This window comes from Peribacillus sp. FSL M8-0224, from assembly GCF_038003055.1.
GTDB classification, from domain to species: Bacteria; Bacillota; Bacilli; order Bacillales; family DSM-1321; genus Peribacillus; species Peribacillus frigoritolerans.
This window is the reverse complement of sequence record NZ_JBBOOJ010000001.1, coordinates 3,500,345-3,523,059: the sequence shown is the minus strand read 5'-3', so window position 1 is coordinate 3,523,059 and position 22,715 is coordinate 3,500,345. Positions and strand designations below refer to the sequence as shown.

Sequence of the window (22,715 nt, the reverse complement as noted above, 5' to 3'; positions counted from 1 at the left end):
CTGCCGAATAACTGGCTAGCCGAGACCCCACAGACGCTTGGCGGACAGTCGGCGGAAAGGGAGCGGATTCCTGAAATCGACTATAATTTTCACCATAAAAAAAGTAGACAAACTCGCTTTTCTTCGAATTTGTCTTCAGTCGGGAAAGGGGGACAAGCTCCCCCTTTTTTTGTTTTGAAACAAGTAAGAACTTTTAGAGGTTATTCGCTTTAAAAGTATTGCCTTCATTCATATCACCGGATTTAAATCCTTTATTGAACCACCGTTTTCTCTGTTCGGATGTACCGTGCGTGAAGCTGTCTGGAACCACGTACCCCTGTGCCTTTTTTTGGATACGGTCATCTCCCACACCACTTGCTGCATTCAAGGCCTCCTCAAGATCGCCTTCTTCAAGCAAATTCTCTCCTTGGACATGATGTGCCCAAACTCCAGCCAAATAATCGGCCTGTAATTCAAGACGGACAGAATGCCTATTATATTCAGTCTCGCTGACCTTTGACCGATCTGGCATTTCCTTTTCCGTTGTCCCTAAAAGTGTCTGAACATGATGTCCGACCTCGTGGGCAATGACATAGGCCATGGCGAAATCCCCGGGTGCCTGGAATTCTTGCTTCAACTCTTGATAAAAGCTGAGATCAATATATAGTTTCATGTCACCAGGACAATAAAATGGCCCTACCGAAGAAGCTGCCATCCCGCATGCCGATTCGACACTTCCTGAATACAGGACAAGGGTAGGTTCCCTATATTCCAGTCCATTTTTACGGAATTCTTCTGTCCAGACCTGCTCCGTTTCTGCAAGGACGACAGATACGAACTGCGCAAGCTCTTTCTCTTCATCCGTTTCGACATAAGAGCTGCCATTGTTCGATTCAGTAGAATTCAAGCTGCCCAGCAATTCGCTTGGATTACCGCCAAGGAGCGTCACGATCAAGACAATTACCAATCCGACCCCTCCGCCGATTCCGGCCATGCTTTTTCCGCTCATCCCTCTTTTGTCCTCGACGTTCGAGCTGCCCTGTCTACCTTTCCATTTCATTATTATTCCCCCCAGGAATGTAAGATAAGTACCTGAAGACAAAGCTTTAGGCCATTTACTTTCTTATACCCGGATTTCCCTGAATTTAGACAGAAGCTTGAAAGAAGCATTTTAGAACATGATGGCTTCCTAACTAAAAAACCATTGCCTCCTCTCTTAGAATGAATGCAATGGTTAAGATGTCATATCATTTATTTCTTCTCCAAAAAAGTAGCTTCCATGTCCCTAAATCATTGAACCAATCATAAAAGTCATTTTTCACGCATAAGTTTTCATGATAAAAATAATAGCATTTCACCCACTGCTTCATAGAATATATGGACATATGCACAGGAGGGGTTAACAGCGTGAAAATTCATATAGTCCAAAAAGGCGATACACTTTGGAAACTCGCCAAAAAATACGGCGTCAGTTTTGAAGAACTTAAAAAAGTTAACACGCAATTGAGCAACCCGGACATGATGATGCCCGGAATGAAAATTAAAATTCCAGGGACATCCGGAGCTGTAATAAAAGAAACGGGTAAACCAAACGTGAATATTCAGCCGGGAATGAAAGAATCCCAAATTCAACCGTATCAGGCTCAGCCAGCACCAATGAAAGAGCAGCAAATTATGCAAAAACCGGCTGAAAAAGAACAGCCGAAATTTCAACAGCCCGTAAAAGAGCAACCGAAATTTCAACAACCGGTAAAAGAACAGCCAAAATTTCAACAGCCCGTAAAAGAGCAACCGAAATTTCAACAGCCTGTAAAAGAGCAACCAATCGTTCAAAAACCAAAAAAAGAGCAGCAAATCATTCAGCCAAAGCCTATCATTAAAGAAAAGGAAAAAGTCGTTCCAAAAGAAATGCCGGTGCCGATGCCGGTAATTCCAGAAATCGATGTTAATAATTATTATATGGTCAACATGACCAATATGAGTGTGCAAAAGCCTCCTGCACCACCGCCTTTACCAAAGAAAAAAGAAGAGCCTGCAGTCACTAAAAAGAAGAAGAAAAAGCCAGCTGTACAGTCAGCTCAGGATGAGCCGGTGGATGATTGTATTCCAGTAACGCCAATCTTGCCTGGAAGCGGCTATTGCATTCAACCGCCACCGTGGGCGCAGATGCACATGCAAGACATGCAAGCCCCATACCAAGGCGTTCAAGGGTATCAGGCGGCTCCGGAAATGCATGGTTATCAAATGATGGAAGAGAGCTCTGATATTTGGGGAGAATCTCCTGACATGCCAATGATGGATCATGGATTTGTCCAAGGGGCGAGCATGAATGCACCAAGCCAGCAATATTATCCATATCAAGCCTCCGCGCCGGTTCCGCACCATTATTATGGAGGGATGAATCAACAACCTCAAGCAGGTTCATATATGCAACAAGATTATGAGTCACCAGGCGAATCACCTTCCTACAATCAAAACTTCCCTCAGTTTTCACAGACTGCCGGTGAGGAAGAGGAAGATTGCGGCTGTAATAAGGGGCTGCTTGGAACTTATGGACCGGAAGTGAAGGGACAGTATCAAGGGAACCAAGGGATGGATGCACATCACCATCCGGATTATCACCAATATCAATCCGTTCAATCACAGCAACAGGCCCCATCCCCTGGGATGTCACCTAAAGAGTCTCAGATGGGAATGGATATGCAATATCAATTTGATGATGAGTCAGTAGAATCGGAAGAATTCATGATGATGGGCGGCCAAAACGGAGGTCAGCCATCAGGTATGATGATGGGCGGCCAAAACGGAGGTCAGCCACCAGGCATGATGATGGGCGGCCAAAACGGAGGTCAGCCACCAGGCATGATGATGGGCGGCCAAAACGGAGGTCAGCCACCAGGCATGATGATGGGCGGCCAAAACGGAGGTCAGCCACCAGGCATGATGATGGGCGGCCAAAACGGAGGTCAGCCACCAGGCATGATGATGGGCGGCCAAAACGGAGGTCAGCCACCAGGCATGATGATGGGTGGTCAAAACGGAGGTCAGCCACCAGGCATGATGATGGGCGGCCAAAACGGAGGTCAGCCACCAGGCATGATGATGGGCGGCCAAAACGGAGGTCAGCCCGGCATGATGATGGGCGGTCAAAACGGAGGTCAGCCACCAGGTATGATGATGGGCGGCCAAAACGGAGGCCAGCCACCAGGTATGATGATGGGCGGCCAAAACGGAGGTCAGCCGGACATGATGATGGGCGGTCAAAACGGAGGTCAGCCACCAGGTATGATGATGGGCGGCCAAAACGGAGGCCAGCCACCAGGTATGATGATGGGCGGCCAAAACGGAGGTCAGCCGGACATGATGATGGGCGGTCAAAACGGAGGTCAGCCAGGTATGATGATGGGCGGTCAAAACGGAGGCCAGCCCGGCATAAAGGAGATGCAAATAGGAGGTCCTCCAGGGATGATGGGCGGCCAAAACGGAGATCAGCCAGAGATGATGGGCGGTCAAAACGGAGGCCAGCCCGGCATGATGGGTAGCCAAAACGGAGGCCAGCCGTGGATGATGGGCGGTCAAAATGGAGGTCAGCCGTGGATGATGGGCGGTCAAAATGGAGGCCAGCCAGGGATGATGGGCGGCCAAAATGGAGGCCAGCCGTGGATGATGGGCGGTCAAAACGGAGGCCAGCCCGGCATGATGGGTGGTCAAAACGGAGGTCAACCAGGAATGATGCCTGGACAATTTGGTGGTCAGCCGGACATGATGCGCGGACAGCTTGGGGGGCAGCCTGAAGCTATGTTACCTGGACAAATGGGAGGCCAGCCAGGTCAATTCGGGGGCGTTCGTGCACCTGAAACATTTGGGATACCGACATATGTAGATGAAAGCGATGACTACTAATCATCAAGGAGACAGTGTTTTTAACACTCGTCTCCTCTCTTATTTAAATCGTAAGCCAAAGAATGTCCACCATATTCAAAGCAGTGTCTATTTAATAACTTTTGAAAAAGGTCATTCAATGATCCTTAAAGGATTTGACAGTTTTGAAAAATGGGATCGGCAAAGAGAACTGACTTCTTTATTAAAACAAAAGGGATTTCATCAAACGTATTATATTCATCAGAATTTAATGCCCTTTCAATTTAAAGGGAAATGGTATGGCAGTATGGACTATTTTCCGCCGAACAAGAAAAAATTCAGGTTTTCCAATGATAAGGACCGCTTAGAAGGCATTCAGTTACTGGAAAGCTTCCATGATGTGTCGGAAAATCTCTCCATTAACGCGCCTGTTTTCAATCAATCAAAAAAGTGGAAAGAACGCTTATCACTATTTAAAAAGAACTTTTCTTATGTTCGCCAATATGTTTCCGAAGATATTATCAAGGAATGGATTAGATGGGGGGAATGGTCGCTAGAGGGGTTTGATAAATATCAGTCTTTATGGGATAAGGAAAAGAAAGTCATCATTCATGGTGATTGCGCCCACCATAATTTCTTGCGGAGAGCGGACGGCACTTTGACTTTAATCGATTTTGACTTAATGGCCAATGCCCCAAGGTGCATTGATTACTTACAGTATGCAAATCGAATTTCGCCACATCTGGAAGATGCGGCCAACGAGCTGTGGGAAGTGCCGCAATTGCAAAGGTATCAGTCAGACCTGGCCTTTTTATATGCTTTAACTTACCCTACCGATATCTTCCGTGAATGGAATCGTCTTAATAAAAGTTCTTCCCAGCTTCATTCGGTCTGGAAAATGACCGTGGAAGGTTTTTCGGAGCGGATGGAGATGAATGAAAAATTGGCGAAAAGGATTTCTTCCCTTAATAGGAATTAAAACGGGTTTTTGGCCGTATCTTACAGAGTACATTTCCCTTTCGACACCCATGCTAATTATGAGCGGAATATAGCTCATTCTATTGCAATGGGAGGGTTATTGGTGCAGAAAATAAAATGGGCACAGCCGCTTTGTACGGTATTGGCCGCCGTCAGTTTGGTTGGATGTGCTAATAATGATACAGCGGAAAATGAAAATATCACGAATGATACAGGGTACCATGAAAAAGATGCATTGGTGCGAAACATCAATTATGAGAATATGGTGCAAGGTTTATACAATAAAGATGATGCGTACAGTAAGAGTGACCGTAACTACCATGGACATGAAAGTAAGCCGCTAAAGGCTAAATCATCTTATTATAATTCTTATGAAGGATCTTTAGCCGACAGAGTAAATGGTGTCGCCAATAAAGTGGAGCAGGTTAGCGATGCCAGGACAATCATCATGCAAGATGAAATGCTGGTAGCCTTGCTGCTTGATGACTACAGCCAAGCAAAAAATGTCAAACAAAGAATCAAAAAGGAGATCGGACCGCTTACCAATGGCCGTACCCTATATGTAACCACCGACGAAGGTGTCTATTTCAGGACGATGACACTTGATAACAATCTTCGGGATGGAGATACGAGGGAAATGATCATTTTGGATGCCAATGACATGTTCGATAACCTTAACATCCACGAAAATCACTTAAAATAATTTGTGGGCTGACCCGACTTGGAGTCAGCTCTTTTTGATTTTTTTCTGGTTAATAATCCTTATTTGGGTCAAACTACATAAAAAGTAAACGCCTTAAGAGGTGAGTATATTGTTTAATCAACTTAGAATCCAATTTATCATGGCACTTTTCATATTGCCATTTTGCTTAACCGTTTTTGCGGAAGAAACCGTTCAAAAGGAAAATGATCCAATTGAAAGGAAGGTCATTCTTCAGCGTATGTATTTGGATGGCGAGTTAAGTGAAGAGAAATTGACAGAAACAATTTGGTCGATGGAGGACTTTTGGGCAAAATATGAAGGATGGCAAGTAGTCGATCAAAATGAAGAGCAGATTGTCATGAAGAAAATTGAGAATGACATATCTCCTCTGTTAAAAGCGAATGGTTACCTTGGGATGAGGGAAGATGGTACATTATCTATTTTTATCGGCAGGCCTGAGCACGCCAAGATCATTCATACATTCTACCAAATAGACGTTGGTAAACTTGAAGCATACAAGCAGGAGGAACTGCAAAAAGGGATTCCGATCATGAATAAAGACCAATATAAACAGCTCATTAAAGAATATGAGCCATATTCGGTAAACTAGGGTGGGATGATATCCCACCCTTCAGACTGTAGACTAACTCGATAATGATGGAGAGTTGTCTACAGTTTTTTTGGTGTTTACCATTACCGTTGATTTCCACTGCAGGCATGCTTTCCGCGGACGGTCCACCCTTGGTGCTTTTGCGCCTGTCGGGTCTCCCTTGGACGCTAGTCTTGCACGCCTGTTTCAATCAACTTTGTTTTAAGCAGTGAGGTGACACCCGGAATTCCCCGTGAATAGACTTTGCCGATTATGAAATAACTTTTAATGAACAACACCCCCTTTTTATGATAAAATGAGAGGTACAGCAAAATCAGGGAGAGAATTAATTTGTATGATTATATAAAAGGCAAGGTCGATTATATTGGACCTGAATACATAGTTGTGGAAAATGGGGGGATCGGATATCAAGTGATGACGCCGAATCCTTTTATTTTTTCCGCTCAATACCAGAAAGAAATCCAAGTTTTCCTGTATCATTATGTTCGTGAGGATATGGTGGCATTATACGGATTTCAGACTCGTCAAGAAAAGGCGTTATTCACAAAATTATTGAATGTAACCGGAATCGGGCCGAAGGGTGCTCTAGCGATATTGGCATCAGGCCAGGTTGATCAGGTGGTACAGGCGATCGAAAATGAAGATGAATCATTTTTGGTGAAATTCCCGGGAGTCGGAAAGAAAACGGCACGGCAAATGATTCTCGACTTAAAAGGGAAACTGGAGAACATTATACCTGATGCGTTTCCAAGCTTGTTTAACGAAGGCGTCACGGCTGCAATCAGTCCAAATGGTTATACGGAGGAATTGGATGAAGCCATTCTTGCATTGAAGGCTCTTGGTTATTCTGAAAAGGAAGTCCAAAAGGTAGCCAAGAAATTGCAGGCTGAAGATATGACGACCGAGCAATATATTAAGAAAGCATTGCAAATGATGTTAAGATAAGGAGTGGCGCAATGGAGGAGAGAATATTCAATCAGGAAGCCGATCTGAACGAACTGTCCTTTGAACAAAGCCTGCGGCCGCAAAACTTAAAGCAATATATCGGACAGGATAAAGTGAAAGCGAATTTGAGTGTATACATCGAGGCGGCAAGAATGCGTGAAGAAACGCTCGATCATGTACTTTTATATGGACCGCCTGGTCTTGGCAAGACGACGCTTGCCGTCATCATCGCCAATGAAATGGGTGTAAATATCCGCACGACTTCCGGCCCCGCCATTGAGCGGCCGGGAGATCTGGCGGCCATTTTGAGTGCACTTGAACCAGGTGATGTATTGTTCATTGATGAGATTCACCGTCTTCCCCGTGTCGTTGAGGAAGTGCTTTATCCGGCTATGGAGGACTTTTGTCTGGATATAGTAGTCGGTAAGGGACCGGAAGCCCGTTCGATCAGGATCGACTTGCCGCCGTTCACCCTCGTAGGGGCCACGACACGGGCAGGCTCACTGTCTGCACCGCTCAGGGACCGTTTTGGTGTTTTGAGCCGTCTTGAATATTATACGGAAAACCATTTGACTGATATCATCATCCGTACAGCAAGAATCATGGATACGGAAATGGATGATCAAGCAGCGGCAGAGCTTGCAAGAAGGTCAAGGGGCACCCCGAGAATTGCCAATCGTCTTTTACGGAGGGTCAGGGATTTCGCCCAGGTACGCGGTGATGGGACGATAACGGCCGAGCTTGCCGATTATGCGCTTGAATTAATGCAGGTCGACCGTTTAGGACTCGATCATATTGACCATAAATTACTTAAAGGGATCATTGAAAAATTCCGTGGCGGGCCCGTGGGCCTGGAAACGATTGCGGCAACGATTGGCGAAGAGGCACATACGATCGAAGATGTGTATGAACCATATCTGTTGCAAGTCGGTTTTCTTCAGCGTACCCCTAGAGGCCGGATGGCAACACAGCTTGTTTATGAGCATTTCGGAATGGAGATGCCTGAATGATGAATATACCAAAGATGGTCATGATTCTGGGAGTGGTTATATTCGTGATTGGTTTTGCGATGAAATATATTCATCTCGGCAGGCTGCCGGGAGATATTTTTCTGAAAAAGGGGAATACGACTTTTTACTTTCCTATCGTTACATCAATCATCGTCAGTGTTGTGTTGTCCGCGATTTTTTATTTGATCGGCCGTTTTAAATAATGATTACAGCTTGATAGACACGTAAGGAAGTGGAACAGATGAAATTGGATATGTTTGATTTTCATTTACCGGAGGAACTGATTGCCCAAGTTCCTTTGGAGGATAGGGAAGCAAGTAGATTGATGGTGCTGGACAAAGAAACCGGTAAGCTCCAGCATGATGTATTCAGCCATATCACGGAATATATCAAACCGGGAGATTGTCTGGTGTTGAATGATACAAAGGTGCTTCCGGCCCGACTATACGGCAGTAAAGAAGGGACGGGTGCAAAAATCGAGGTATTGCTGCTTAAGCAAGAGCATGATGATGTATGGGAAACGCTTGTGAAGCCGGCCAAACGGATTAAGGAAGGCTCGACGATCGTTTTCGGCGATGGTAAGCTGAGTGCCGTCTGTACAGGTGTACTCGAGCATGGCGGCCGTATCCTTGAATTTAAATATGATGGCATATTTTATGAAATACTAGAGAAGCTGGGCGAAATGCCGTTACCTCCATACATCAAGGAACAACTCGATGATCAGGACCGCTATCAAACCGTTTATGCGCGGGAACGGGGATCTGCAGCGGCACCTACCGCTGGCCTGCATTTTACGGAGGATTTGCTGGAGAAACTTAAAGGGATGGGTGTCCACATCGCCTTCATCACGCTGCATGTCGGGCTTGGTACATTCCGTCCGGTAAGTGTCGACGATATTGACAGCCATGAAATGCATTCGGAATTTTATCAAATGACGGAAGGCACTGCCAGATTACTGAATGACGTGAAGGAAAAAGGCGGGAAAATCATTACGGTCGGCACTACGTCCACAAGGACATTGGAAACGATTGCGTCCCGTAATGACGGGGTTTTCAAGGAAGAGAATGGCTGGACGAGCATCTTCATTTATCCTGGTTATGAGTTCAAAGGGATCGATGCGATGATAACGAACTTCCATTTGCCTAAATCGACTTTAATCATGCTTATTTCTGCACTTGCAGGCAGGGAGCATGTCCTTCATGCCTATGAAACGGCTGTGGAAGAAAAATACAGGTTCTTTAGTTTTGGAGATGCAATGTTAATTAAGTAATATAAGAGTGAGAAGCTCTTGAAGGGAGTTATTGCGTTGACTGCAATACGATATGAGTTAATCAAAACATGTAAACAGACAGGGGCACGGCTAGGCCGGGTCCATACGCCGCATGGTTCTTTTGAAACGCCGGCATTTATGCCGGTTGGAACGATGGCTACTGTCAAAACGATGTCCCCGGAAGATTTGAAACAAATGGGGGCAGGCATCATCCTGAGCAATACGTACCACCTATGGCTGCGTCCGGGGCATGAAATCATCAAGGAAGCTGGCGGATTGCATAAGTTCATGAACTGGGATCGGGCGATTTTGACCGACTCAGGCGGCTTTCAAGTCTTCAGTTTAAGCGAGTTCCGCAAAATTGAAGAAGAGGGTGTGCATTTCAGGAACCATCTGAATGGCGATAAATTATTTTTATCCCCTGAAAAAGCGATGGAAATACAAAATGCGCTTGGCTCCGATATCATGATGGCATTTGATGAATGTCCGCCATTTCCGGCGACTGAAGAGTATATGAAGAAGTCGGTTGAACGGACATCGCGCTGGGCGGAACGCTGCTTGAATGCGCATGAGCGTCCAAATGACCAAGGGCTGTTCGGAATCGTTCAAGGCGGGGAGTTTGAAAATCTTCGCAAACAAAGTGCAAAAGACCTTGTCTCCCTTGACTTCCCGGGTTATGCTATTGGAGGACTATCCGTAGGGGAACCGAAGGACATCATGAACCGCGTCCTTGAGTTTACTACTCCGCTGCTGCCATCTGACAAACCGCGCTATCTTATGGGGGTCGGTTCACCGGACTCATTGATCGATGGTGCACTCCGCGGTGTTGATATGTTTGACTGTGTACTGCCGACGCGAATCGCACGTAATGGTACACTCATGACGAGCAATGGGCGGCTGGTTGTGAAAAATGCGAAGTATGCACGCGATTTCGGTCCAATCGATGAAAATTGCGATTGCCATGTTTGCAAGAATTATAGCCGGGCATATATCCGCCACTTGATTAAATGTGAAGAAACCTTTGGAATTCGCCTTACGACTTACCATAATCTTCATTTTCTGTTAAACTTGATGGAACAGGTCAGACAAGCTATTCGAGAAGATCGTCTTGGAGACTTTAGGGAAGAGTTTTTTGAGCAGTATGGTTTCAATGAACCAAATGCGAGAAACTTCTAATTCCATAAATATTTTAATGAACGAAAGGAGTGAATATACTTAAATGGGTTCTTTAACACAAATACTTCCGTTGATTTTAATGTTCGTATTGTTCTATTTCTTATTGATCCGTCCGCAGCAAAAACGCCAAAAGGCTACGCAAAACATGCAAAGCAGTTTGAAAAAAGGTGATAAAGTTGCTACTATCGGCGGCATGCATGGAACAATCGATGCAATCGATGAACTGCAAATCGTCATTAAATCACCAGACGGTACAAAACTGACTTTTGACCGTGCAGCAATCCGTGAAATTACGGAAAGCGCACCGAATAAGGAAACATCCCTATAAAACAAACGAAAACCGGGCCATGTGCATGTGCCCGGTTTTTTGCTGTCTTTTTTAATCGGAGCGTGAGTCGGAACTCATGTTGACCCCAAGAACGCCACCCATCATGGCCGTAATCACAAAACAGCCATAGTATATCCATTGCTTGATGGTGAAAAGGGCATCGTGACCTAAATATTGAAAAAGGAACACGACCAACAGATAAAGCAGCCCAGTGCTTCCGCCCAAGAATAATCCTTGCTTTTTCCCTTTGCCTCCTGATATGAATCCACCAATGAACAGCGATAAAAAGGACACGATCATGACCACGTATGTCAGGGATGATTCCGTCAGTGAAGTAAAACGAAGAAGGATGGAAACGATTAAACTAGCAATCATCGCTATGGCAAAGATGGAGCCTACGCCATAAATTACGGCGACACTCATTTTTTTAGTTTCGATGGGTATTCCTCCTTTTTAAAAGGCTGATACGTATAGCCTGTTTATGTGTTTGTACAAGCATATTCCCGATATCGAACCTTTAGACCAGGTTTAAGAAGCTTCCCGTAAAATTAGAAAAGATTATGGAGTAATTTTTCAGTTCCCAAGCCATGCTATGGATGAAGGAAGTGTTGTTGAATTGGATATCTATCTAGGGATTATATTTCGAACGGCGGTAATCTATCTGGTCATCTGGTTCCTTTTTCGAATGATGGGTAAGCGGGAAGTTGGGGAATTGAGCGTTCTCGATTTAGTGGTATCCATCATGATAGGGGACATTGCTGTGCTATCCTTTGAAGATTTGGAAAAACCGTTTATCCGACAGACTATCCCAATGTTTGTCCTCGCATTCCTCCAAATCACATTGGCCTTTGCCTCATTGAAAAGTGTTAAATTACGCTATTTCATGGACGGTAAGCCCCAGATCATCATTAATCAGGGGAAAATAGATGAAAAAGCGATGCGCAGACAACGATATAATTTTGATGACTTATTGACGCAACTTCGTGAACAAGGAATTATTGATATAAACGAAGTGCAATTTGCCATCCTTGAAACTTCAGGAAGGCTCTCGGTGATTAAAAAAAGCGACAAAGAAGGGTCGGAAAGTCAGGTGCCATTCCCGCTGATTGTCGACGGAGAGATACAGGAAAAAAACCTTGATAAAATTGGGAAAAACCATTTTTGGCTTCTGAATCAGTTAAAAGAACATGGAGAAACGAAGGTTAAAGAGATTTCGATTTGCGGGTACATAGATGGCCAAATTTACATCGATAAAAATGAAACGAAGAAATGAACCGAAGCCTTTGAATGCTTCGGTTCATTTTATTTCCAAGCCAATTTTGACAAAAAGCCGCCCACTACAGGAATCCTGATCAGATCGGCCTTTTTTATGCTGCCGGTCATGAGCAGGAAAAATGTGAACAGCAGGATAACGACGGTTACGGAAAGCAAAAGCCGTATGCCGATAGGCTGTGAGGAGAGCGGGAATTGATAAAGATAATAACCACCCCATCCTGAAATTAAAGCAAGGACCAGAGCTGACATATAGCTTCGGAAATGAAGCGTGAAAGGGACGACCTTCAGCACGGTTGAAAAATGCAGGAAAGTAACGAGCATCGTACCGACAGCTATCCCGATTGCGGCTCCCATGATCCCGAAACTTTCCTTTGAAGCCAGCAGCCAGATCACACCGATTTTAAGAATGTTCCCAGCCAGGCTGTTGAACATTGCGGCCTTTGCAAGGTCCAGTGCTTGCAGCATGGATTGCAGCGGATATTGAAAATAATAAAGGATGAAAAAAGGTGCCAGGAATTTAATGAAAACAGCAGCATGCGAAGATCCATACATGACTTGTAATATCGGTTCAGCAAAGATGAACAGAATGACGATAGCTAAACAGCCTGTGATAAAGGTGATTTTCAGGGCTTGTTGAAGCCTGTGTTCAACGAGTAAAAAGTTTCCGGTCGTACGGGCTTCGCTCACTGCCGGGACAAGTGCCGTCGCCAATGATGATGTAACGAAGGAAGGAAGCATGAGTAAAGGCAGAGCGTATCCAGTCAACTCCCCGTATTGACTGGTGGCTGCGGCCGCGGTGACTCCGGCAAGTGCTAAACTCTGGGCGACCACTATCGGTTCGAAAAACCACGATACTGATCCAATCATCCTGCTTCCGGTGGTAGGAAGGGCAATCCCCATCAATTCGGTGAACGTTCCTTTTCCGGATTTGACATTCTTGAAGAAACCCTTTCTGAACTTAAAATGTTTCTTTATTTTAAAGCTGGTCAATAAGTAGATAAGAGATACAAGCTCACCGATAATCGATGCAAGCATTGCCCCAGCTGCCGCATATTCGATTCCATATGGCAAAAAGGCCTTGGTCAGGACGGCTATGAAAGTGATTCGGGCCACCTGTTCGATAACTTGTGAGAAAGCGAAGGGCTTCATATTTTGCTTGCCTTGGAAATAACCGCGCAGTACGGATGAAATGGCGATGATCGGTACGATTGGGGCAATCGCCATGAGCGGCCATAACGTCCGTTCGTCCGTAAATAGGTATTCTGATAGAACCGGCGCGAAAAGCAGCATCGCAGGAGTGAAAATCATCGATAGAGTAAAGGTGCAGGCCAAAGAGACGACAAGGATTTTCTTGATTTTCCGTTCATCACCTCTGGCATTGGCTTCGGCCACGTATTTCGAAATCGCGATTGGCAGACCTAACTGGGTTATGTTCACGACGAGAAAGAGTGTCGGTAAAGCCATCATATATAAACCAACGCCTTCTTCGCCGATGAAGCGGGCGATGACAATACGGTTAATGAAACCAAGAACCCTTGTAATCAGGCTTGCGATTAATAAAATCAGCGTCCCTTTTAAAAATTTGGACATTGAACTCCCTCCCTGCCTTCTCAAAAAAGCGGTTATGCTATACAATTATCTATATGCTTGTACTTGGACAAAGCATGACAAAAGTGTTTGTTTGCGTTCTAACAAATGATAAGAAACCCTTCTAAGAAAATGCGCATTCATTTGAGAATCATTTTACTGGAGGCAAAATGATGGCAAAAAAGAATCATCCCTATCAAAGGTATTATCTAAAGGTGCGTCCATTTTTGAAGAGTAAGCGTGAGGAATTCCAAATGGTCGGATTGAATGCCGTAACAGAGGAAGACATATGGGGAACCTTAACCAAAAATAAATGGAAGCGCCCGCAGGAAAACATTCACCTTCATGAACTTGTCGCAGATATCGTGACATTTTCGAGCAACCAGTTCATGACCTTCCAAATGGTCGAAGCTTATAAATCACCGAACCTATTCGAGCCGCTTTCTGAAGAGGAACTGAAGGAGCTTTTGAAAGAATAACGCAAAGATATACTTAAATTGACAGCTGTTTGTATATGACTCATAATAGATATGGTTATGCTTTTTTTGGAAAAAGTATGGAAAGCTGTGTCTTTTTTCTCAAAAAGCAAAGGGTATGCAGTGATCATATAAACAAAAAATGACGGTTTTATTAACTTCAGGAACAGGCGTATTATAGAAAGGGGCCTACTACATAATGGTAAAAAGAAGCAGGATCGTTGCGTTTTTTCTAATCGCACTTTTGATTTTCGCAGCGATGGGTACGACTTCAAAAGGAATCCTAAAGGATATCAAGCTGGGTCTTGATCTTCAAGGCGGGTTTGAAGTGTTATATGAAGTAAAACCGCTGTCAGGGGAAAAGATCACCCCGGAAGTTTTACGGGCTACAGTAAGCTCACTTGAACGGCGTGTTAATGTGTTGGGGGTTAGCGAGCCTAACATACAAATAGAGGGGAAAGACCGGATCCGCGTTCAATTGGCTGGGGTCAAAGACCAAAACAACGCTCGGGAAATCCTTTCTACACAAGCTAAATTATCCTTCCGTGATTACAACGATAAGGAAATGATGACCGGTGCCGACCTGAAAGAAGGCGGCGCGAAACAAACGTTCCAAGAGAATAAACCGGTTGTCGAAGTCACGCTGAAAGACGTGAATAAGTTTAAAGAAATCACTCAAAAAATTTCCTCGATGGAAAGGCCGACAAATGTACTTGCAATCTGGCTGGATTTCGAGGAAGGAAAAGATTCCATTAAGGATACCTCTTCACAAGACAATATGATTTCAGCTCCAGCTGTCAGTGAAGTTTTCAATACGAATAAGGTGTATATTACCGGTCAATTCACATTGGAAGAAGCGAAAGAGCTTGCAGCCCTTCTGAATGCAGGTGCCCTGCCTGTAGATTTGAAAGAAAAGTACTCCACTTCAGTAGGTGCCCAATTCGGTGCAGGTGCACTGAATGATACTATTTTTGCGGGAATCATCGGAATTTCACTTGTTTTCATCTTCATGCTTGTGTATTACCGCTTCCCGGGATTCATTGCAGTCGTCACCTTAAGCATCTACATTTTCTTGACGCTATTAGTGTTTGATTGGATGAATGCGGTCCTTACGCTGCCTGGTATTGCGGCATTGGTACTTGGGGTCGGGATGGCTGTCGACGCCAATATCATAACCTATGAGCGAATCAGGGATGAATTGAAACTTGGCAGATCGGTTAAGGCAGCTTATAAAGAAGGTACCAAGAATTCACTTGCTACAATCACGGATGCCAACTTAACGACCCTGTTGGCTGCGGCCGTACTGTTCTATTATGGAACAAGCTCGGTTAAAGGGTTTGCCACCACTTTGATCATTTCGATCTTAATGAGTTTCATTACTGCCGTTTATGGTACACGCCTCTTCATGAGCCTGTGGGTGAATAGCGGGTTCCTGGACAAACGTACAGGATGGTTCGGCGTGAAGAAGAAACATATTCACGATTTATCCGAGAAAATGGATTTAATGTCATTGCCAACACGCTTTGATAAAATCGATTTCGTGAAACATCGGAAAGTTTTTTACGGCATTTCAATCGGTGTCACCATTATCGGAATCATCTTCCTGCTCGTCTTCAGATTGAATCTTGGGATTGATTTCACGAGCGGCACCCGAATCGAGATTGCGTCCAAAGATGTCTTGACGACTCAGCAAGTCAAAACCGAAATGGAAAAGGTCGGTATCGACGAAGATGATATCAAGGATGTCAGGCTCGCTGGACAAGACAATAAAAATGCTGTCGTTCGGACAGTCGGTGTCCTTGATAAGCAAGAGATTGCTGAATTGAAGGACCATTTCAAGAAGGATTACGGAGCAGAACCGAATGTCAGCACCGTATCACCGACCGTAGGAAAAGAGCTTGCGAAAAATGCCATGTTTGCGTTAGCGATTGCCTCAATCGGAATCATATTGTATGTATCGATACGATTTGAATGGCGAATGGCTGTACCTGCCGTGGTCGCGCTTATACATGATGCATTCTTCATCATCACGATTTTCAGCTTGCTCCGGCTCGAAGTGGATATCACCTTCATTGCTGCGGTTCTGACGATCGTCGGTTATTCGATCAATGATACGATCGTAACCTTTGACCGTATTCGTGAAAACCTGCGCTTCAGCCGTAAAATCAAAACCGCAGAAGAGCTTGAGAACATTGTGAACATCAGTATCAGGCAAACGCTGACTAGATCCATTAACACGGTTCTGACCGTTCTTATTACGGTCATCGCGTTGATGATCTTCGGCAGTGAAGCTATTCGTAACTTCTCCATTGCCCTGTTTATCGGTTTAATATGCGGCGTGTATTCATCGCTATTGATCGCTTCCCAATTCTGGCTTGATTTAAAAATCAGGGAATTGAAGAAAAAAGGTCCGCTGAATACCGCAAAAGAAAAGAAACAAAGTCTTGAAGGACAAGTTTAATAGGTGAAAGGGGGCTGGCGTGATGCCAGCCTTCTTTTTGTTGAACTAGCTTATTGAATAGGGAATTACAACCAATTATGAGTTTAAAATAAAATTGAAACTGGTATATTCGTTTTGTATAATGAGTAGGTTGAGGGGTGAATAAATGTTAAAGCCAAAAACCCGGTGGAACTTGCGAACTGCCGATGAAAACAAAGTTGCTGTACTAGCTGAAGAGCTTCATATCACACCTTTGGTTGCAGCCCTGCTTGTGAATCGAGGCCTGGATACGATTGAAAGTGCCCGATCGTTTTTATTTGTAAAAAATCAAACTTTTCATGATCCATTTTTATTGAAGGATATGGATAAAGCAGTATATAGAATAAAAGAAGCCATTCAAAATGGAGAAAAAATACGTATATTCGGTGATTATGATGCGGATGGCGTGACATCGACCACAGTGATGATGACGGCGCTGACGAGATTGGGGGCCGATGTTGATTTTTATATCCCGAATCGGTTTACAGAAGGATATGGTCCGAATCCGATGGCATTCCGCCTTGCAGCCGAGCAAGGTGTGAAGGTATTAATAACCGTCGATACCGGAATCTCCGCAGTCGCTGAAGCGAAACTTGCCGCCGAGCTAGGCATGGATTATATTTTGACTGACCACCATGAACCGGGACCGCAATTGCCTGAGGCATTGGCGATCATCCATCCTAAACTGGAGGACAGTTCCTATCCATTTAAAGAACTTGCCGGAGTAGGAGTCGCATTTAAGCTTGCACACGCCTTGCTTGGGGAATTGCCTGAGGATTTGCTAGAAATAGCGGCAATCGGGACGATAGCGGATTTAGTGCCTTTACAAGGGGAAAACCGCGTCATTGCTGCGAAAGGCATCGAGCAGTTACGATTGACTCGCCGCCCGGGACTTGTTGCGTTAATGAAAGTGGCGAATGTTCAGCAGGAAGCATTGAATGAAGAATCGATCGGCTTTGCAATGGCACCGAGGATCAATGCTGTCGGCCGCCTTGGAGATGCCGATCCCGCTGTTGATTTATTGATGTCCGCAAATCTGGAAGAAGCAATGGAACTTGCTAATGAAATCAACGATATCAATAAAGAGCGGCAGGAAATGGTTGCAGCAATGGCTGAGGAAGCGATTGCTGAAGTCGAGGAAAACTTCCCGCCGGAGTCCAATGGCGTGCTCATCATCGGCAGGGAAGGCTGGAATGCCGGAGTTGTGGGGATTGTGGCCTCTAAACTTGTTGAACGCTTTTACCGGCCGACGATTGTATTGAGCTATGATCGGGATAAGGGATTAGCTAAAGGTTCTGCTCGGAGCATCGTTGGTTTCGATCTTTTTCAAAGTCTTTCCCAATGTCGTGAAATGCTGCCTCATTTCGGTGGACATCCCATGGCAGCTGGAATGACGTTGAAAATAGAAGATGTTCAGGAGCTTAGGGACCGCATGAACTTGATTGCGAAGGAAGAACTGAACGAAGAGGACTTCACACCGATTACAAACTTGGACGGTGCTACGACTTTAGCTGAAGTTTCCGTTCAAACGATTCAGGAAATGAGCTTGCTTGCACCATTTGGGGTTACGAATCCCAAGCCGAAGATTTTGATAGATTCCGTACAACTTTCAAGTGTCCGCAAAATTGGTGCCAACCAAAATCACTTGAAGGTTCAGCTGGAAGATGGTGAAAAACACAAACTTGACGGTGTGGGCTTCGGTCTCGGTCATTTTGTCGATGAAATAGCTCCGCACGCTGAAGTTTCGGTGATTGGAGAGCTCTCCATCAATAAGTGGAATAATATGAAAAAGCCCCAGATCTTTGTCCAGGATGTCTCGGTGGACCATTGGCAGTTATTCGATTACCGCGGCAAGGGACAGGCAGAGAAGTGGCTTGCCGACATTCCTGCACAAAACCGGAAGATCGTCATTTTCTCGGAAGATATTTATAGCAGATATCCATTTTTGCAAAACCATCCAGATCTCGTTCATATCGAGAATGAACTGGATGCTGAGCAGCTCGACTGCTTCGAAGGGCATTTGGTACTCATGGACATGCCGCCGTCCAGGGAATTTTTGAAACGGGTGATTGCCAAAAAGAACCCTTCCCGTATCTACGCTCACCTTTCCCATGAACAGGACCATTTCTTAAGTACGATGCCGACAAGGGATCATTTTAAATGGTTTTATGCCTTCCTTGCCAAGAAGGGTCCGCTTGATGTGAAAAGATATGGTGATGACCTGGCCAAATATCGCGGCTGGTCAAGAGATACAGTGGATTTCATTTCTAAGGTGTTTTTTGAGCTTGATTTTGTTACAATAGAAAATGGGTTAATTATGCTCACAACCAATGCGAAAAAACGCGATCTCAGTGAATCTGAATCGTATACAAGAAAGAAAGAGCAATTTGAGCTTGAACAAGAGCTTGTTTATTCTTCCTATCAGCAATTATTCGATTGGTTCAATCATTATTTAGTTCATGAGGCAACAGACCTTGAGGAGGAAACAAAGCAATGGATTTAAAGCAATATGTAACAATTGTGCAAGACTGGCCAAAACCGGGTATCGTCTTCAAAGATATTACAACATTAATGGATAACGGCGCAGCTTATAAATACGCAACAGACCAAATCGTCGAGTATGCTCGCGATAAAAATATCGACTTGGTGGTCGGGCCGGAAGCACGCGGATTCATTATCGGATGTCCAGTCGCATACTCATTGGAAGTGGGCTTTGCACCAGTGAGAAAAGAAGGAAAACTTCCACGTGAAACGATAAAAGTCGAATATGGTTTAGAATACGGCAAGGATGTATTGACAATCCATAAAGATGCCATTAAACCGGGACAGCGTGTCCTGATTACGGACGACTTGCTTGCTACCGGGGGAACAATCGAAGCGACGATCAAATTGGTTGAACAGCTTGGCGGAATTGTAGCCGGGATTGCCTTCCTTATTGAATTGACCGACTTGGATGGAAAAGATAAATTAGACGGCTATGATGTCTTGACATTAATGAGCTTTTAATAAAGGAGAGCACTCTGACCAGGGTGCTCTCTTTCTGTTTTCCCCATTTTAGCTGGATTTTGTCGAATTTCCAGTGAAAAAATGCACTATTCTTAATAAAATACACGTTTAACTCTTTACATCCTTGCCTTTTTTTTCGATAATAGTAATAATAAAGAGTTTTTCTGCTAATAAGTTTATTTGCACTTTTATCCGTTTAAGCGGATTTATTTTTTTTCGCAAAAATTGTCACGTTTTGCAGAATAAAGGGAAGTGCTACCAATCATACTCAATCCGGATCATATCCGGTGGCAGTTAAAGTGGGGTTAAGGTGATTAAATGGCTAATGATCAAATATTGACTGCCGAGCAGGTTGTAGAACGGGCCAGCTTATATCTTCAGCCGGAAGAAGCTGAATTTATTCATAGAGCGTTTAAGTATGCAGAGTATGCTCACCGAGAACAATTCCGTAAATCGGGAGAGCCGTATATTATTCATCCGATTCAAGTGGCGGGCATTCTGGCTGATCTTGAAATGGACCCTGCAACCATTGCGGCAGGTTTTTTACATGATGTTGTTGAAGACACGGAGATCACTTTGAAGGATATTGAAGAAAATTTCAGTCCTGAAGTCGCCATGCTTGTGGATGGCGTGACCAAGTTAGGGAAAATCAAATACAAATCACAGCAGGAGCAACAGGCGGAAAACCATCGGAAAATGTTCGTGGCGATGGCCCAGGATATACGGGTCATCTTGATCAAGCTTGCGGACAGACTGCATAATATGCGGACATTGAAGCATCTGCCGCAGGAAAAGCAGAGAAGGATATCGAATGAGACGTTGGAAATCTTCGCACCGCTTGCCCATCGTCTCGGTATCAGCACGATTAAATGGGAACTGGAAGATACTGCACTAAGGTATTTGAATCCTCAGCAGTATTACCGAATCGTCAACCTGATGAAGAAAAAGCGTGCAGAACGTGAAAACTATCTGGAAGAAGTCATTGATGAAGTGCGTAAAAACGTTGAGGAAGTCAACATTAAGGCTGACCTATCCGGAAGGCCGAAACATATATACAGCATTTATCGCAAAATGGCTTTGCAAAATAAACAGTTCAGCGAAATTTATGATTTGCTTGCCGTTCGGATCGTCGTCAATAGCATAAAAGATTGCTATGCCGTTTTAGGGATCATCCATACATGCTGGAAGCCGATGCCTGGCCGATTTAAAGACTATATCGCGATGCCGAAGCCGAATATGTATCAATCGCTCCATACGACGGTGATCGGACCGAAAGGCGATCCGCTGGAAGTGCAGATCCGTACTTCCGATATGCATCGCATTGCCGAGTTCGGGGTTGCTGCGCACTGGGCTTATAAAGAGGGAAAAGATGTCGGTGAACAGCCTTCATTGGAAGAAAAATTGACATGGTTCCGGGAAATTCTTGAATTCCAGGATGATGCGACTAATGCCGAGGAATTCATGGAATCCCTTAAAATAGATCTTTTTTCTGATATGGTATTCATTTTCACTCCAAAAGGCGATGTCATCGAACTGCCATCAGGATCCAACCCGATTGATTTCGCTTACCGGATTCATTCGGAAATCGGAAACAAAACGATTGGTGCCAAAGTGAACGGGAAAATGGTACCGCTGGATTATAAACTGAAAACTGGCGATATCATAGAAATCTTAACATCGAAGCATTCATATGGTCCAAGTCAGGATTGGCTTAAACTAACGCAAACATCTCAAGCGAAAAATAAGATCCGCCAATTTTTCAAGAAGCAGCGCCGGGAAGAAAATATCGAAAAAGGCAAAGAGCTTGTTGAAAAGGAAATCAAGGATATGGAGTTCGACCTGAAGGAAATCCTGGCTGCCGAGAATATCAGGCGTGTTGCGGATAAATTCAACTTCCTGAATGAAGAGGATATGTATGCAGCAGTCGGATATAACGGAATAACAGCCCTTCAGGTAGCTAACCGCCTTACTGAAAAATGGCGTAAGCAGAAAATGGTCGAGCAGGAAGCGGATATTTCTGAAGCGGTAGCCGATCTGAAAACCTTCTCCAATACATCTAAAAAACGTGACTCGGGCGTACAGGTACCAGGGATTGATAACCTGCTTATCCGCTTATCACGCTGTTGCAACCCAGTACCAGGGGATGAAATCGTTGGTTATATAACCAAAGGCCGTGGAGTTTCAGTTCATAGGCAAGATTGCCCGAACCTGGATAGCGGGGATGCCGATCATCGCCTTGTACCGGTTGAATGGGAAAGTACGATTAACGAACGCAAGGAATACATCGTGGAAATTGAAATCAGCGGCTATGACCGTCGCGGCTTATTGAATGAAGTCCTTCAAGCCGTCAATGAAACCAAGACCAACATTTCAGCGGTCTCGGGTAAATCCGACAGGAATAAGGTGGCGACCATTCACATGTCGATTTATATTCATAACATTGCCCATTTGCAAAAGGTTGTCGACCGTATTAAACAAATTTCAGATGTTTATTCCGTTAGAAGGATCATGAACTAAGGAGTTTTTATTGCCATGCGTGTTGTTTTACAACGTTCCAAAGCGGCAAAAGTAGTTGTCGCAGACCAAATAATAGGACAAATCGACAGCGGTCTCGTCCTGTTGGTTGGTGTCACCCATGGAGATACGATCGATGACGCCGCCTATTTGGCCGAAAAGATTGTCAATCTTAGAATATTTGAAGATGAAAATGAAAAGATGAACCACTCACTATTGGATGTGGGAGGTTCGATTTTATCGGTTTCACAATTCACCTTATACGGCGATTGCCGTAAAGGCCGTCGACCGAACTTCATGGACGCCGCCCGTCCTGAAGAGGCGAATGAATTATATGAAGCATTTAACGAAGAACTCCGCAAAAAAGGCGTCCATACGGAAACAGGTCAATTTGGTGCCATGATGGATGTTCAGCTTACTAATGACGGTCCCGTCACATTAATACTTGAAAGCAAAAAATGACCTGCTGCGGCAGGTTTTTTTTGTAGAAAAGCCAGCTTCGATGCGAAGCTGGCTTT

Annotated in this window: 20 protein-coding genes; 17 read left to right on the top strand and 3 right to left on the bottom strand. The window is 44.5% G+C overall.

Translation table 11 applies throughout. The features are described from left to right. Nucleotides 1–193 precede the first annotated feature (193 nt). Entirely contained in the window at nucleotides 194–1,039 is an 846-nt protein-coding gene (gene ypfJ / locus MKX49_RS16915) for a KPN_02809 family neutral zinc metallopeptidase (RefSeq protein ID WP_318292943.1), read from the bottom strand. A gap of 347 nt (nucleotides 1,040–1,386) precedes the next feature. On the opposite strand from ypfJ, the gene safA reads away from it, so the two are divergent. The 10 genes from safA to yajC all read left to right on the top strand — a co-directional run bounded on the left by safA (nucleotide 1,387) and on the right by yajC (nucleotide 10,860). Continuing rightward, nucleotides 1,387–3,882: a SafA/ExsA family spore coat assembly protein gene (safA, locus tag MKX49_RS16910; RefSeq protein ID WP_340877115.1), complete on the top strand. Its 2,496-nt coding sequence runs from the start codon at nucleotides 1,387–1,389 to the stop codon at nucleotides 3,880–3,882. Next, nucleotides 3,872–4,819: a phosphotransferase gene (locus tag MKX49_RS16905; RefSeq protein ID WP_170956534.1), complete on the top strand. Its 948-nt coding sequence runs from the start codon at nucleotides 3,872–3,874 to the stop codon at nucleotides 4,817–4,819. Before safA ends, MKX49_RS16905 begins: the two co-directional genes overlap by 11 nt. A gap of 102 nt (nucleotides 4,820–4,921) precedes the next feature. Next, entirely contained in the window at nucleotides 4,922–5,521 is a 600-nt protein-coding gene (locus tag MKX49_RS16900) for a YhcN/YlaJ family sporulation lipoprotein (protein WP_340877113.1), read from the top strand. Nucleotides 5,522–5,621: 100 nt separating this feature from the next. Continuing rightward, the gene (locus MKX49_RS16895; protein ID WP_419775894.1) at nucleotides 5,622–6,131 is read left to right on the top strand and encodes a BofC C-terminal domain-containing protein; all 510 of its coding nucleotides are present in this window, start codon (nucleotides 5,622–5,624) and stop codon (nucleotides 6,129–6,131) included. A 330-nt stretch (nucleotides 6,132–6,461) separates the two neighbouring features. After that, complete coding sequence (gene ruvA / locus MKX49_RS16890) at nucleotides 6,462–7,076, top strand: Holliday junction branch migration protein RuvA (RefSeq protein ID WP_057276624.1); 615 nt, start codon at nucleotides 6,462–6,464, stop codon at nucleotides 7,074–7,076. Nucleotides 7,077–7,087: 11 nt separating this feature from the next. After that, entirely contained in the window at nucleotides 7,088–8,086 is a 999-nt protein-coding gene (gene ruvB / locus MKX49_RS16885) for a Holliday junction branch migration DNA helicase RuvB (protein ID WP_034308811.1), read from the top strand. Next, nucleotides 8,083–8,289: a DUF2905 domain-containing protein gene (locus MKX49_RS16880; RefSeq protein ID WP_048683720.1), complete on the top strand. Its 207-nt coding sequence runs from the start codon at nucleotides 8,083–8,085 to the stop codon at nucleotides 8,287–8,289. Before ruvB ends, MKX49_RS16880 begins: the two co-directional genes overlap by 4 nt. Nucleotides 8,290–8,327: 38 nt before the next feature. Continuing rightward, nucleotides 8,328–9,356, top strand: coding sequence for a tRNA preQ1(34) S-adenosylmethionine ribosyltransferase-isomerase QueA (gene queA / locus MKX49_RS16875; protein ID WP_063575570.1), 1,029 nt, complete (start codon nucleotides 8,328–8,330; stop codon nucleotides 9,354–9,356). A gap of 36 nt (nucleotides 9,357–9,392) precedes the next feature. After that, nucleotides 9,393–10,532 (top strand): tRNA guanosine(34) transglycosylase Tgt, encoded by a 1,140-nt coding sequence (gene tgt, locus MKX49_RS16870; RefSeq protein ID WP_034308807.1) that lies wholly within the window; start codon nucleotides 9,393–9,395, stop codon nucleotides 10,530–10,532. 43 nt (nucleotides 10,533–10,575) lie between these two features. Next, nucleotides 10,576–10,860 (top strand): preprotein translocase subunit YajC, encoded by a 285-nt coding sequence (gene yajC, locus MKX49_RS16865; protein WP_048683727.1) that lies wholly within the window; start codon nucleotides 10,576–10,578, stop codon nucleotides 10,858–10,860. A 51-nt stretch (nucleotides 10,861–10,911) separates the two neighbouring features. Here yajC and MKX49_RS16860 read toward each other — a convergent pair whose 3' ends face one another. Next, entirely contained in the window at nucleotides 10,912–11,283 is a 372-nt protein-coding gene (locus MKX49_RS16860) for a TIGR04086 family membrane protein (RefSeq protein WP_096337820.1), read from the bottom strand. A gap of 193 nt (nucleotides 11,284–11,476) precedes the next feature. Here MKX49_RS16860 and MKX49_RS16855 point away from each other — a divergent pair, with 193 nt between their 5' ends. Then, a complete protein-coding gene (locus tag MKX49_RS16855) occupies nucleotides 11,477–12,133 on the top strand; it encodes a DUF421 domain-containing protein (protein ID WP_252270455.1) in 657 nt (218 codons plus the stop codon). Between the two features lie 29 nt (nucleotides 12,134–12,162). Here MKX49_RS16855 and spoVB read toward each other — a convergent pair whose 3' ends face one another. Next, entirely contained in the window at nucleotides 12,163–13,725 is a 1,563-nt protein-coding gene (gene spoVB, locus MKX49_RS16850; protein WP_318291764.1) for a stage V sporulation protein B, read from the bottom strand. 170 nt (nucleotides 13,726–13,895) lie between these two features. On the opposite strand from spoVB, the gene MKX49_RS16845 reads away from it, so the two are divergent. The 6 genes from MKX49_RS16845 (at nucleotide 13,896) to dtd (ending at nucleotide 22,659) form a co-directional block, all read left to right on the top strand. Continuing rightward, nucleotides 13,896–14,201: a post-transcriptional regulator gene (locus tag MKX49_RS16845; RefSeq protein WP_034308797.1), complete on the top strand. Its 306-nt coding sequence runs from the start codon at nucleotides 13,896–13,898 to the stop codon at nucleotides 14,199–14,201. A gap of 196 nt (nucleotides 14,202–14,397) precedes the next feature. Next, on the top strand, nucleotides 14,398–16,659 hold the full coding sequence (gene secDF / locus MKX49_RS16840) for a protein translocase subunit SecDF (protein ID WP_340877108.1): 2,262 nt from the start codon (nucleotides 14,398–14,400) through the stop codon (nucleotides 16,657–16,659). A 145-nt stretch (nucleotides 16,660–16,804) separates the two neighbouring features. Beyond that, entirely contained in the window at nucleotides 16,805–19,180 is a 2,376-nt protein-coding gene (gene recJ, locus MKX49_RS16835) for a single-stranded-DNA-specific exonuclease RecJ (RefSeq protein ID WP_340877107.1), read from the top strand. Further along, on the top strand, nucleotides 19,171–19,683 hold the full coding sequence (locus MKX49_RS16830; protein WP_034308789.1) for an adenine phosphoribosyltransferase: 513 nt from the start codon (nucleotides 19,171–19,173) through the stop codon (nucleotides 19,681–19,683). The genes recJ and MKX49_RS16830 overlap by 10 nt, the downstream gene beginning before the upstream one ends. 318 nt (nucleotides 19,684–20,001) lie before the next feature. Continuing rightward, the gene (locus tag MKX49_RS16825; protein WP_034308787.1) at nucleotides 20,002–22,200 is read left to right on the top strand and encodes a RelA/SpoT family protein; all 2,199 of its coding nucleotides are present in this window, start codon (nucleotides 20,002–20,004) and stop codon (nucleotides 22,198–22,200) included. Between the two features lie 15 nt (nucleotides 22,201–22,215). Then, nucleotides 22,216–22,659 carry a D-aminoacyl-tRNA deacylase gene (dtd, locus tag MKX49_RS16820; protein ID WP_053535817.1) on the top strand — a complete coding sequence of 148 codons (444 nt, stop codon included), beginning with the start codon at nucleotides 22,216–22,218 and terminating at the stop codon, nucleotides 22,657–22,659. The last annotated feature ends 56 nt before the right edge of the window (nucleotides 22,660–22,715 follow it).